Below are 13,075 nucleotides of genomic sequence, written 5' to 3' on the forward strand. Positions count from 1 at the left end.
ACGTGAGGTGACCTACCCCGCTACGACCCGGTTCCGGCCGTCCGCCTTCGCCCGGTACAGGCGGCGGTCCGCCTCGTGCAGCAGCAGTCCCGGGGCGGTGGTGGCGGCCGCCGCGGAGACGCCGCCGATGCTGACGGAGACCGGCAGCCCGTTCGGTGCGAGACCGAGCGCGAGGATGTCGCGCCGGGCGGCGTCGAGCACCGCGGCGAGGTCGACGTCGCCGACGAGGAGCAGCGCGAGTTCGTCGCCGCCGTACCGTGCGGCGACCTCGCCGCGGCGAGCCGGGATGCGCGCGATGACCGCCGCCAACTCGCGGAGCACGTGGTCCCCGCCGACGTGTCCGTGGGTGTCGTTGTAGCTCTTGAAGCCGTCGACGTCGATGAGGGCGAGGTGCACCGTGTCCCCCGTGTCCGCCGCATCGCGCAGCGCCGCCTCGAGCGCGCGACCGAAGCCGCGCCGGTTCGCGATCCCCGTCAGCTCGTCGATCTCGGCGAGCCGCCCCAGCTCGTGCGCCGCGTCCTGCAGCGCGCGCCGCTCGTTGACCTCGGCGGTGACGTCGGTCTGGCTTCCGATGATCCGCACGATCGCACCGTCCGCGGAGCGCTCGATGACCCGGCCCCGGCCGCGCACCCACAGATAGTCGCCCGACCTGGTGCGGATCCGGTGCTCGCAGTGGTATTCCGCCGTCTCACCGCGCATGTGCCGGTTCAGCGCGCGGAGGGCGGACTCCAGATCGTCGGGGTGCACCCGCCGCTCCCACTCCAGGGTGGTGTCCCCGATCTCGTCGGCCGAGTAGCCGAGCATGCTCTTCCAGCGGGGCGAGTAGTACACCTCGCGCGAGGCGAGATCCCAGTCCCAAATGCCCTCTCCGACGGTGTCGAGCGCGAACTGCCATCGCGCCTCGGCGCGCAGCAGCCGGGCCTCCAGCTGCCGGGTGGTCGTGACGTCGCGCGAGATCCCGACCAGACCGATGACGCGGCCCGATTCATCGCGGTACGGCGCCTTGAGGGAGCGGACGGTCCGCGGCCGGCCGTCGACGACGGCCGCCTCGTCGACCTCCTGCGCGATGCCCGTCGCCATGACCTCGCGGTCGGTGTCCATGATCCGGGCGGCGACGCCCGCGTCGAGGAAGTCGTCGTCGGTGCTCCCGAGGACCTCTCCGATCGGCAGCTCGGTCGCCTGGAGCACCCGCACCGCCGCGCGGTTGAGGAACATGAACCGCCCCTGCCGGTCCTTGACGTAGACCGAGTCGGGCGCCGCGTCGGCGATCGCCTGGAAGGTGCGGAAGGTCGTGAGATCGGCCACGTCGGCCGAGTCCGCGGTCGCCGCCGCGGTCGCGGCGGCCTGCAGCGCCCGCAGGTGGGCGACCTGCTCGGCGGTGCTGCGGGTGTCGGTGATGTCGCGGGACACCCCGATCAGACCGACGACCTCGCCGTCCGCGTCGCGGTACGGGGACTTCGTGGACAGGAAGGTGCGGGCGAGCCCGTCGACGGTCGTCGACTCCTCGAGCTCCTGTGGGGTCCCGCTGCGCATGATCGCCCGGTCGGTCTCCCGCAGCTGCGCGGCGGCGGCCGGGTCGAACATCTGCCGGTCGTCGTTGCCGAGGAAGTCGCTCACCCGGAGCCCGTAGAGCCGGGCGACCGCCTCGTTGACGAACACGTACCGTCCGGCGAGGTCCTTGACGTAGATGAGGTCGGTCGCCGCCTCGGCGATCGCCCGGAACATCGGCAGGGTCCGACGGGCCTCCTCGAGTTCGGCGGTCAGCGAGGCGACGCGCTCGCGCAGACACCGGACCTCGGCATCGTCGGCGCGCTCGCTCGGCTCCCTGCTCACGGCCACGACACTAATGCGGGCCCGGCGCGACGCCGAACCTCGGACGGGGCGCACGACGCGCCGTGCGAGACTGGAGGGCGTGAGCACGCCGGACCAGCAGAGCTTCTACGACGCCGTCGGCGGCGCGGACACCTTCGAGGAGTTGATCCATCGCTTCTACCAGGAGGTCGCGCGCGACGAGCTGCTGCGGCCGCTGTACCCGGAGGAGGATCTCGGCCCGGCGGAGGTGCGGCTGCGGATGTTCTTCGAGCAGTACTGGGGCGGCCCGCGCACGTACTCCGAGCAGCGCGGACACCCGCGACTGCGGATGCGGCACGTGCCCTTCCGGATCACGGAGATCGAACGCGACGCGTGGCTGCGGTGCATGGACGTCGCCATCGCGTCGATCGACGACGCGCGCATGAGCCCCGACCACAAAGCGCAGCTCAGGGCCTACTGTGAAATGGCCGCACAGATGCTCGTGAACACCCCCATGGGCGCTTGACAGGAGTGAGATGACGCCACCCGCCCGTACGCCCCACTACACCGAGGCACCGTGGTGGAAGGACGCGATCTTCTACCAGGTCTACCCCCGCTCGTTCTCCGACGCGAACGGCGACGGGGTGGGTGACCTGCGCGGTGTGATCGACCGGTTGGGATACCTGGAACTGCTCGGGGTCGACGCGCTGTGGCTCTCGCCCGTGATGCGCTCCCCGATGGCGGACCACGGCTACGACGTCTCCGATCCCCGCGACATCGACCCGCTGTTCGGCACCCTGGCAGACATGGACGAGCTGATCGCGGCCGCGCACGCGCATCGCATCCGCGTGACCATGGACCTGGTGCCGAACCACACGTCGGACCAGCACCCGTGGTTCCAGGCAGCGCTGGCGGCGGGCCCGGGCAGCCCGGAGCGCGATCGCTACGTCTTCCGCGACGGGCGGGGACCGAACGGCGACGAGCCGCCGAACAACTGGCCCAGCATCTTCGGCGGGCCGGCATGGCACCGGGTCACCGAGGCCGACGGCACGCCCGGCCAGTGGTACCTGCACATCTTCGCCCCCGAGCAGCCCGACCTGAACTGGCAGAACGAGGACGTCTTCCAGGATCTGGCGCAGACTCTCCGGTTCTGGCTCGACCGCGGCGTGGACGGCTTCCGCATCGACGTGGCGCACGGCATGGCCAAGCCCCCGGGCCTGCCCGACATGGATCTGGCGAACAACCAGATCATGGACAACGACGAGAACGACCTGCGGTTCAACAACCCCGGCGTGCATGCGATCCACCGGCGCATCCGCCGGGTGGTGGACGAGTTCCCCGGTCGCGTGACGGTCGGCGAGATCTGGGTCAAGGACAACGACCGGTTCGCCGAGTACATCCGGCCCGACGAACTGCACCTCGGCTTCAACTTCCGGCTGGCCGAGGCGAAGTGGGACGCGCGCGAGATCCGCGAGGCGATCGACAACTCGCTGATCGCGGTCGAAGCGGTGACCGGGATCCCGACGTGGACCCTGTCCAACCACGACGTTCCGCGCGAGGTGACGCGCTTCGGCGGCGGCGAGCTGGGGACGGCCCGCGCACGGGCGATGATCCTGGTGGAGCTGGCGCTGCCCGGCACCGTCTTCCTGTACAACGGCTCCGAGCTGGGTCTGCCGAACGTCGACCTGCCCGACGAGGCGCTGCAGGACCCGACCTGGGAGCGCTCCGGGCACACCGAACGCGGCCGCGACGGCTGCCGGGTGCCGCTGCCCTGGCAGGGAACGCTGCCCCCGTACGGCTTCTCGACGAACGCCGACACCTGGCTCCCCATGCCGGACGACTGGAAGGCCCTCACGGCGGAGGCCGAGCTCGAGGACCTCGATTCGACGCTGACGCTCTACCGCACCGCCATCGAGCTGCGCCGGATGCGGCCGGAGTTCCGGGGCGACGCCATCGAGTGGTACGGCGCGCCCCGCCCCGGCGCGCTCGCCTTCCGCCGGACGGACGGCCGCCTGACGTGCGTGCTCAACGCCTCGGACGGCCCGGTCGAGCTGCCGGGCGGCGAGGTCATCCTCTCCAGTGCCGCGCTGGTCGACGGCCTGCTGCCGCCGAACGCGGCCTGCTGGCTGGCCTGATACGCCGCCGGCGCCGCGCCGTCACGCGCCGCGCCGTCACGCCCCGATCCGCTCCCGCGAGGTCCGGCCCCGCCGGGAGAGTGGTTGCGCGCCGACGGCCGCGGCCAGCCCGACGGGCGCCGACAGGTCCGCGTAGATCGACTCGTGCGCCCCTGCCGGGACCCGGTAGGTCTCATGCCAGATGCCGACGGTCGAGCGTCCCTCGGCGTGGGCCATCGTGTAGAACCGCAGCCACGCCGGACGGTGTGCGAAATCGGTCGAGTGCGAGTACCGCTCGAGCTCCTCGAAGCTGCGCCAGTACTGCACGAGGAGCGGCCCGCCGGGCGCGATCGCCGCGAAGCCGCCCAGGTATCCCAGGGCGCCTCCGTTCACGCGGTCGCGCTCGATCTCGGCCTGCATCCGGCGCAGCGAGCGCCCGACGAACGCCGCCTGCCCCAGGCGCCAGGTGCGCCGCGGGCGCATTCCCAGCAGGAACACGACCAGGTCGCCCTCGTGGGTGTCGGTCTGCAGATCGTGGTTCATGAGTCTCTTCCCTGCCGGAGCCAGCTTGGATAGTGCCACTACCCATATTGGAGAGTGGGGCTATCCCATGTCAAGATCGAGGGATGAAATTGTCGGAACTCTCCACGGAGACCGGCGTGAGCACCGCCTCGCTCAAGTACTACCTCCGGGAGTCGCTGCTCGCGCCCGGCGAGCCCGTGACCCGTACGCAGTCCGAGTACGGCCCCGCACATGTCGAGCGGGTCCGCCTCATCCGCGCACTGGTGGAGTCGGGCGGACTCTCGCTGGCGCAGGTGCGGCGTGTCATCGACGCACTCGACAGCCCGACGGTGCCGCGCCACGAGTTGCTCGGGGTGGCGCAGGAGGCGCTGATGGACTCGGAACGGTTCGAGGCGGACGCCGACTGGACCGCCGTGGCGACGGAGTTCGTCGAGCGGCGCGGCTGGCGGATCGAGGACGGCGAGGTGCTGCTCCCCCAGCTCGGCGCCCAGCTCAAGGCGCTCGCCGACACCTGCGACGTGGGCGGCCGGGACACCGTGGAACGGTGGGCGGACGCCGCGGAGATCGTGGCGGCCTCCGACCTCGACACCCTCACCGAGGACGACGCACAGGCGCTGCGGACCGCCATCGTCGGCACGGTCCTGTCGGACAAGGTGCTGCAGACCCTGCGGCGGCTCGCGCAACAGAACCGCACCGCCCAGCTCTACGAGGCGGCGAAGCGCTCAGACCAGTAGGCCCGGCCCCGCCTCGCGCCGCTGGTAGAGCGAGCCGAATCGAGCGTCCACACGCACCCACGTCGCCGACGCCGACACCCGGACCGGTTCGTCGGCACCGTCGGCGGCGAATCCCATCGCCTCCAGGGCGAATGCCGTCCGCAGGCTGATCGGCACGGTCGTACCACCCGAGCGCACGCTCACCACCTCCGAGTCGAGGAGGGACGGGGGCGGGCCCGCCGGACCGCCCGCCTCACGCCCCACTTCGACGCCCCGCGCCGCGACCGCGCGCAGCGCCTGCGCCGGCACGTCGTCCAGGTGCGCGAAGCCCGTCACGGGCGGCAGGGCGCCGCGCCACGCGGAGTCGAGGGCGAAGCCCACATCCACGTAGCCGCCCTCGTCCGACGGTGCCAGGCGCAGCGAGTCGAGCACGGTCGCGGCGCTGCACACCAGGGACTCGGGGGCCACGGCACCGCTGAGCACCCGCACGGCGAGCACCCCGAATCCGGTCCGGCCCCAGACCTCCAGGTGTTCCTCGCCGCGGCGGCGCACCCGGATGACAGCCGAGTCGTCGGTGCGGAGCAGACGGGTGACGAACGCCGCGAGGTTCGCGCGCGGTCCGGCTCCCGCGACCGTCAGTCGCCGATCACTCACCGGGAGAACGACTTCAGGTAGTCGCGCTGCTCCCCCGACAGGCGGCGCACGCGCTGCTCCGCGACATCGAAGGCCGCGAGCCGCACGTGAGCGACCACCGCGGGAGCGGTGTCGAGCGCGGCGCCCGCCGGTCGCACCTCGTGGTGCACCACGAAGTCGGCGGCGCGCACCGCGGAGGTCCACAGCGTGATCTGCAGCGGCGAATCCTGATGCCGCAGTTGTCCGCGGTACTCGACCTCGAGCTTCGCGAGCAGCAACCCGTCGAGCAGGTCACGGGTGGGCGCGTCCGGTGCGAACAGCAGCGGAATCCGCGCCTCCTCCAGCAGCGTCACCATGCGGGCGTTGTTGATGTGCTGGTAGACGTCCATGTCGGACCAGCGCACGTCCACCGGCACCGTGAGAACGGCACCGTCGTCGGAGACGGTGCGCACTCCCGTGACGCCCGCCGCGGTGAAGCTGTAATCGGTCACGACTCCACGCTAGCGGACCGTCCCGCCGCTACCCCACGTGCCGCAGCAGCGAGCGCAGCGCCCGGGTCGCCACCGAGAGCCGCGACTCGTCGTTGGCGATGGGGCTCGTGCCGTCGGCGGGATCGAGGATCTCGCCGAGCAGTGCACCGACGCGCTCGAGCCGACGCGCGTTGTGCGAGGCCCAGTCGCCGATCTTCTGCGTCGCCGGTTCGGCCGGATCGGTGAAGTTGAGCACCTCGATCGTCAGGCCTCGCAGCGCGCCGTACAGGTCGTCGCGCAGCGCGAGCCGCGCCATCTCGCTCCACCGGTCACCGCGGGGCAGTTCGGCGACGGCGGCCAGCATCTCGTCCACCCGCAGGCGCTCCATGAGGGCGAAGTACAGCCGGCCCACCTCGTCGTCCTCCCGCTCGGCGATGTCCGCGATGTCCACCACGTCCAGCAGGCTGAACCGGTACAGCGCGCGGCCCACGGTGTACGCGAGTTCCGCTGGCACGCCCGCGGCGATCGCGCGGTCGGACGAGGCGCACGCGTGCCGGTCGTAGCGCAGGTCCCAGGAGCCCATGGCGGCCGACAGCGCGGCGATCCGATCGGCGTAGCGGTTGACCTCGGCACCGATCGCGATCGGCTGCGGCCGATTGGTGAGCATCCACCGGGCCCCGCGGTCGAGCACGCGGCGGCTCTCCGCGAGAAGTGCCGCGGTCTCGCTCGCCGAGACGGGCACCTCCTTGAGTTCCGCCCACGTGCGGGGCAGATCGAAGACGCGGCTCACCGCGACGAAGGCGCGCACGGCGTCGGAGGCGCCGGCGCCCGTCTCCTCCGCAAGGCGGTAGACGAAGCTGACGCCTGCGTTGTCGACCATCTCGTTCACGGTCTGCGTGGCCACGATCTCGCGGCGCAGCGGGTGCGCGAAGACGGCCTCGCCCGCCCGCTCACGCAGCCGGTCCGGGAAGTACTCGGGCAGCTTGGCGACGAGGACGTCGTTGTCGGGCAGGTCGCCGGACAGCACGTCGTCCTTGACGGCCAGCTTGACGTGCGCCATGAGGTTCGCCAGCTCCGGCGAGCTGAGCCCCAGCCCGGCGGCCTGGAGCCTGTCGGTCTCCTTGCGGGTCGGCAGCGCCTCGAGTCGCAGGTCGACGCCGCGGTTGCGGGACAGGTCCGCGAGGATCCGCGCGTGCACGTCGACCATCTTCGGGGCGAGCGAGCGCTCGACCGAGAGGGCCGTGTTCTGCGAGACGTTGTCGGCGAGCACGAGTCGCGAGACGTCGTCGGTCATGCTGACGAGCAGGTCGTGGCGTTCGCCCTCGGGGATCGCGCCCGCGGTGATCTGCCGGTCGAGCAGGATCTTGATGTTCACCTCGTGGTCGGAGCAGTCCACCCCCGCCGAGTTGTCCATCGCGTCCGTGTTGATCCGGCCGCCGGCGCGGTCGAACTCGATGCGGCCGAGTGGGGTGACGCCCAGGTTGCCGCCCTCACCCACTACCTTCGCCCGCAACTGCTGTCCGTCCACCCGGATCGCGTCGTTGGCGCGGTCGCCGACGTCCAGGTTCGTCTCCGTGGAGGCCTTGATGTACGTACCGATGCCGCCGTTCCACAGCAGGTCGACGGGGGCCAGGAGCACGGCCCGCATCAGCTCCGGCGGCGTCAGCTCGGTGACGTCGTCGGCGAGGCCCAGTGCTGCCCGCACCTGCGGGCTGATCGGCACCGACTTCGCATCGCGGCTGAAGACGCCGCCGCCCTCGCTGATCTTCGTGGTGTCGTAGTCCTTCCACGACGACCGCGGCAGGTCGAAGAGCCGCTGCCGTTCGGCGAAACCGGTGGCGGCGTCGGGATTCGGGTCGAGGAAGATGTCGCGGTGGTCGAACGCCGCGACCAGCCGGATGTGCTCGGAGAGCAGCATGCCGTTGCCGAAGACGTCGCCGCTCATGTCGCCCACGCCGACCGTCGTGAAGTCCTCGGACTGGGTATCGACGCCCATCTCGCGGAAGTGCATCTTCACCGACTCCCAGGCGCCGCGGGCGGTGATGCCCATGCCCTTGTGGTCGTAGCCCTCGGAGCCGCCCGAGGCGAAGGCGTCGCCGAGCCAGAAGCCGTAGCCGGCGGCGACGTCGTTGGCGATGTCGGAGAAGGACGCCGTGCCCTTGTCCGCGGCGACCACGAGGTAGGTGTCATCGGCGTCCCGGCGCACGACGCGCTCGGGCGGGAGGACCGCACCGTCGGGGCCGAGGTTGTCGGTCACGTCCAGCAGGCCCGAGATGAACATGCGGTAGCACGCGACGCCCTCGGCGCGCTGCGCATCGCGGTCGGCCGCGGCGTCGCCGGTCAGCTGCGGGGCCTGCTTGACGACGAAGCCGCCCTTGGCGCCGACGGGCACGATGACGGCGTTCTTGACCGCCTGGGCCTTGACCAGGCCGAGGATCTCCGTGCGGAAGTCCTCGCGGCGGTCCGACCAGCGCAGGCCACCGCGCGCGACCATGCCGAAGCGCAGGTGCACACCCTCGACGCGGGGCGAGTACACGAAGATCTCGAAGCGCGGCCGCGGCTTGGGCGCCTCGGGGATGCGGCCCGGCTCCAGCTTCATGGAGATGACCGGCTTGTCGGCGTAGAAGTTGGTGCGCACGGTCGCCTGGATGACGTGCAGGTAGGCGCGCAGGATCCGGTCGGCGTCGAGGCTGGTCACCGCGGCGAAGGCGGCCTTGAGGTCGGCCTCGGCGGCCTCCGCCGCGTCGGAATCGGCCGCGATCGGGTCGAAGGTGGCCGTCCACAGCCGGCCCAGTGCGAGGACCGCGTCACGGTGCTCGAGCAGCACCTGCGCCATGTGGCCCGGGCTGTACGGGAAGCCGCACTGGCGCAGGTACTGGCCGACGGCGCGCAGCAGCGCGACGCTCCGCCAATCCAGGCCGAAGGCGAAGATCAGCTCGTTGAACCTGTCGACCTCGGCCTCGCCGCGCCACACGGCGGCGGCGCCCTCGCTCGCCAGGCCCCGCAGCCGTGCCAGGTGAGCGGGGAGGTCCGCCTCGGCGACGCCCTCCGCGGCGGTCGCGCGCAGGACCGGCGAGACCCGCAGCCCGAAGTCGTAGACCGAGCACAGCGCACCGTCGGGCCGGCGCACCGTGTACGGCCGCTCGTCCAGGACGTCGACGCCCAGGGACTGCAGAACCGGCAGCACCTGGGACAACGTGACCTGACCGCCGGTCATGTACATGGTGAAACCGAGGTTCGCGCCGCGGTCCCCGGGCGGGTCGTAGAAGACCAGGTCGCTGCCCTGCGCCGGCAGGGCCGCGATCCGACGGATGTCGAGCAGCGCCACCTCCGGGGACTGGTCCTCCTTGTAGTTGGGCGAGATGCCCGGGAGGTACGCCGAGACGGTCGCGGCATCGGCGCCCGTGGCCGCGGCCGCCGACAGCACGTCCTCGTCCCAGGTCCGGCTCACGTCGCCGAGCCGCGCGCGGATGCGGGCCTCGTCGCCCGCCTGGAAGACGGGTACGGCGTCCTCACCGCGGGGCAGCAGCACGAATTGGATCCGAGCGATCGCCGACTCGGTGACGCGCGCGGTGAACCGGTCGACGTGCATGCCGGTCTCGTCCTCGAGCACGTCGATGAGCACACCGCGCGCACGCGAGGTGTACCGGTCCCGGGGAAGGTAGACGAGGGCGCGGGCGAACCGCGCGAGCTTGTCGGTCCGCAGGAAGAGTGCGAGGTCGTCGTCCCCCAGATCGCGCAGGGCGCCGAAGACACGGGCGAGCTCGTCCTCGTCGGCGACGACGAGCCGCAGGCGCGGGTAGGTCTGGATGTACTCCATCAGGCGCTGGTTGGCCGGATCGGAGCGGTCCACGCCGATGCGGGCGAGCACGCGCTCGATCTTCGCGCCGACCATGGGGATACCGAAGACGTTGTGGTGCAGGCCGAGCACGGTGAGCGCCATCGCGAACAGCTCCACCGGGCCGCCGTCCGCGGGCGCCGCGGCCAGGAGGAACGGCGAGCCGGCGGCATCACCGAGCGGCTGCGCCAGCTCCACCACCGAGACGGCCCCGGGCTCGGGCGCGGGCATCGCGTCGATGACGGCCCGCAGGTTCGCGCCGGGTTCGGCGAGGACGCCGGTCCCGTCACCGTCCACCCGGGCCCCGAGGATGCGGGCGTTGTCCTCGGACAGCCAGGTCACGAAGTCCGACGGTGACTTTCCGGGCGGCTGCGCGGCCACGACGGACGCGACGCGAGTGAAGACGGACGGATCGATCGCGGACTGCGCCACGGGCGTGCTCCTCCTGCGGGGTCGTGGCAGCGGCACGCCAAATGCGGGGTCAGCACGCGGCGCCGTTGCCATGGTGTGACGGAGCCAGTGAGCTCCGGGCACCACATTACGTCCGGGGTGGGGGCTACGGGCGAGTAATGAACGACGACGCCCCCGGCGCGGGCCGGGGGCGTCGTCGTTCGCGGAGGGGCTCAGTCGCGCGTGAGCTTGCGGTGCGTCACGGCGTGCGGGCGCGCCGCCTCGGCGCCGAGGCGCTCGATCTTGTTCGCCTCGTAGGCCTCGAAGTTGCCCTCGAACCAGAACCACTGCCCCTCGGAGACGTTGCCCTCCCACGCCAGGATGTGCGTGCAGGTCCGGTCCAGGAACCACCGGTCGTGGGAGATCACCACGGCGCAGCCGGGGAACTGCTCCAGCGCGTTCTCCAGGCTCGAGAGGGTCTCGACGTCCAGGTCGTTGGTCGGCTCGTCGAGGAGGATCAGGTTGCCGCCCTCCTTGAGCGTGAGCGCCAGGTTCAGGCGGTTGCGCTCACCGCCGGAGAGCACCTCCGAGGGCTTCTGCTGGTCCGGTCCCTTGAAGCCGAACGCGCTCACGTAGGCGCGGGCGGGCATCTCGTTCTGGCCGACGGTGATGTAGTCGAGCCCGTCCGAGACCACCTGGAAGACGGTCTTCTTCGGGTCGATGTTCGCGCGGTTCTGGTCGACGTAGCTGAGCTTGACCGTCTCGCCCACCTTCACGTCGCCCGAGTCCGGGGACTCCAGGCCGACGATGGTCTTGAACAGCGTGGTCTTGCCGACGCCGTTGGGGCCGATGACGCCGACGATGCCGTTGCGCGGCAGCGTGAAGCTCAGGTCCTTGATCAGGACGCGCCCGTCGAAGCCCTTGTCCAGGTTCTTGACCTCGACCACCACGTTGCCCAGACGCGGCGGCGTCGGGATCTGGATCTCCTCGAAATCGAGCTTGCGGTGCTTCTCGGCCTCCGCCGCCATCTCGTCGTACCGCTCGAGGCGCGCCTTGTTCTTGGTCTGCCGGGCCTTGGCGCCGGAGCGGACCCAGGCGAGCTCCTCCTTGAGCCGCTTCTGCAGCTTCTGGTCCTTCTTGCCCTGCACCTCGAGGCGCTCGGCCTTCTTCTCCAGGTAGGTGGAGTAGTTGCCCTCGTAGCCGTGCAGCTTGCCGCGCTCGACCTCGCAGATCCACTGCGCGACGTGGTCGAGGAAGTACCGGTCGTGGGTCACGGCCAGAACGGCGCCCGGGTAGCTCGCGAGGTGCTGCTCGAGCCACAGCACCGACTCGGCGTCGAGGTGGTTGGTGGGCTCGTCGAGCAGCAGCAGGTCGGGCTTGCTCAGCAGCAGCTTGCACAGCGCGACGCGGCGCTTCTCACCGCCGGAGAGGTGCTCGACCGTGGAGTCCCCCGGCGGGCAGCGCAGCGCGTCCATCGCCTGCTCGATCTGGGAATCGACCTCCCAGGCGTCGACGGCGTCCAGCTGCTCCTGCAGCTTGCCCATCTCCTCCATGAGCTCGTCGGTGTAGTCGGTGGCCATGAGCTCGGCGACCTCGTTGTAGCGACGCAGGTTGACCATGGTCTGGCCGAGGCCGTCCTCGACGTTCTCCTTGACCGTCTTGGACTCGTCCAGCTGGGGCTCCTGCATCAGGATGCCGACGGTGGCCTCCGGATCGAGGAAGGCCTCACCGTTGGACGGCTGATCCAGGCCCGCCATGATCTTGAGGATCGACGACTTACCCGCGCCGTTCGGCCCGACCACGCCGATCTTCGCACCCGGGTAGAACGACATCGTCACGTCGTCGAGAATGACCTTGTCGCCGTGCGCCTTGCGCACCTTCTTCATGGTGTAGATGAACTCACTCACCGCAATACCTCCGTGACCTGGTGTTACTTCGCCTCGTGCGGGCTGCGGGTTACTGATCTGCTACTGCGCTGCTCCGCGACCTGTCCATAAGTTGACCCTCGGAGCGCTGCCACGCTCACGAGGGCCACAAGCAGAACGGATCTCCCCGTCATGCCCATTGACCCCAGTCTACCCACCGCTGGTTCTGCGGCCCGCCTGGCATTGCGCAGGTTCCTCGGCGCGCTCACCTTCGTTACAGGCACCTACGTCGCCCTCTACGCGTTCGTATGGCTCGCCTGGGCGTGGTTCGCATGAGCCTGCCCCTATCCCCCGCACCGACCACCATCACCTCGAAAGGAACCGTCATGACCACCACACCCGAGATCTCCTCCGCCGCGGACTCCCAGCTTCACGACGCCCTCGATGCCCTCATGCCGCAGCCCTACAACCTCACCCAGGAACAGATCGCGACCATCCGGGCTCAGGTCACCACATGGCTGGACGATGCGTGCGCACGGCTTACGCGCGAACTGCGCATCGAGCGCGACGGCGTGAAAGTCGCTCATTTCGGCGACGGGATGGTACACATCCTGATTGACGACACGCACGAGATATACGGCGTTCCGGTGCAAACGCTCCGCACTCTGGTCGAAGTCGGCGGTGAAATCCTGGCGATGTTGGACAAGTCGACCCAGTGAGTCGTTTCAGGCGCGGCTTG

General features: G+C 70.6%; 10 protein-coding genes. 4 read left to right on the top strand and 6 right to left on the bottom strand.

The annotated features are described in order from the left end of the window. Window positions 1–12: 12 nt before the first annotated feature. Window positions 13–1,833, bottom strand: a complete 1,821-nt coding sequence (locus FK530_RS19390) for a sensor domain-containing diguanylate cyclase (protein WP_146488622.1) — start codon at window positions 1,831–1,833, stop codon at window positions 13–15. A 70-nt stretch (window positions 1,834–1,903) separates the two neighbouring features. Between FK530_RS19390 and FK530_RS19395 the strand changes: the two genes are divergently transcribed. Further along, window positions 1,904–2,317: a globin gene (locus FK530_RS19395; RefSeq protein WP_231706714.1), complete on the top strand. Its 414-nt coding sequence runs from the start codon at window positions 1,904–1,906 to the stop codon at window positions 2,315–2,317. A 10-nt stretch (window positions 2,318–2,327) separates the two neighbouring features. Next, window positions 2,328–3,926, top strand: a complete 1,599-nt coding sequence (locus FK530_RS19400) for a glycoside hydrolase family 13 protein (RefSeq protein WP_146488624.1) — start codon at window positions 2,328–2,330, stop codon at window positions 3,924–3,926. Window positions 3,927–3,962: 36 nt separating this feature from the next. Here FK530_RS19400 and FK530_RS19405 read toward each other — a convergent pair whose 3' ends face one another. Then, window positions 3,963–4,448 (bottom strand): DUF4188 domain-containing protein, encoded by a 486-nt coding sequence (locus FK530_RS19405; RefSeq protein WP_146488625.1) that lies wholly within the window; start codon window positions 4,446–4,448, stop codon window positions 3,963–3,965. Between the two features lie 83 nt (window positions 4,449–4,531). On the opposite strand from FK530_RS19405, the gene FK530_RS19410 reads away from it, so the two are divergent. After that, entirely contained in the window at window positions 4,532–5,161 is a 630-nt protein-coding gene (locus FK530_RS19410) for a MerR family transcriptional regulator (RefSeq protein WP_146488626.1), read from the top strand. On the opposite strand, the gene FK530_RS19415 is transcribed toward FK530_RS19410, so the two are convergent. The 4 genes from FK530_RS19415 to ettA all read right to left on the bottom strand — a co-directional run bounded on the left by FK530_RS19415 (window position 5,150) and on the right by ettA (window position 12,378). Beyond that, the gene (locus FK530_RS19415; protein ID WP_146488627.1) at window positions 5,150–5,794 is read right to left on the bottom strand and encodes a DUF8185 domain-containing protein; all 645 of its coding nucleotides are present in this window, start codon (window positions 5,792–5,794) and stop codon (window positions 5,150–5,152) included. The two genes, FK530_RS19410 and FK530_RS19415, sit on opposite strands and share 12 nt — an antisense overlap. After that, a complete protein-coding gene (locus FK530_RS19420) occupies window positions 5,791–6,225 on the bottom strand; it encodes an acyl-CoA thioesterase (protein WP_166443318.1) in 435 nt (144 codons plus the stop codon). Before FK530_RS19420 ends, FK530_RS19415 begins: the two co-directional genes overlap by 4 nt. A 67-nt stretch (window positions 6,226–6,292) precedes the next feature. Continuing rightward, window positions 6,293–10,513, bottom strand: coding sequence for an NAD-glutamate dehydrogenase (locus FK530_RS19425; RefSeq protein ID WP_146488629.1), 4,221 nt, complete (start codon window positions 10,511–10,513; stop codon window positions 6,293–6,295). Window positions 10,514–10,704: 191 nt separating this feature from the next. Continuing rightward, a complete protein-coding gene (ettA, locus tag FK530_RS19430) occupies window positions 10,705–12,378 on the bottom strand; it encodes an energy-dependent translational throttle protein EttA (RefSeq protein ID WP_146488630.1) in 1,674 nt (557 codons plus the stop codon). A gap of 344 nt (window positions 12,379–12,722) precedes the next feature. Between ettA and FK530_RS19435 the strand changes: the two genes are divergently transcribed. After that, window positions 12,723–13,055: a hypothetical protein gene (locus tag FK530_RS19435; protein ID WP_146488631.1), complete on the top strand. Its 333-nt coding sequence runs from the start codon at window positions 12,723–12,725 to the stop codon at window positions 13,053–13,055. Window positions 13,056–13,075: the final 20 nt, after the last annotated feature.

This window comes from Tsukamurella conjunctivitidis (assembly GCF_007858475.1).
GTDB classification, from domain to species: domain Bacteria; phylum Actinomycetota; class Actinomycetes; order Mycobacteriales; family Mycobacteriaceae; genus Tsukamurella; species Tsukamurella conjunctivitidis.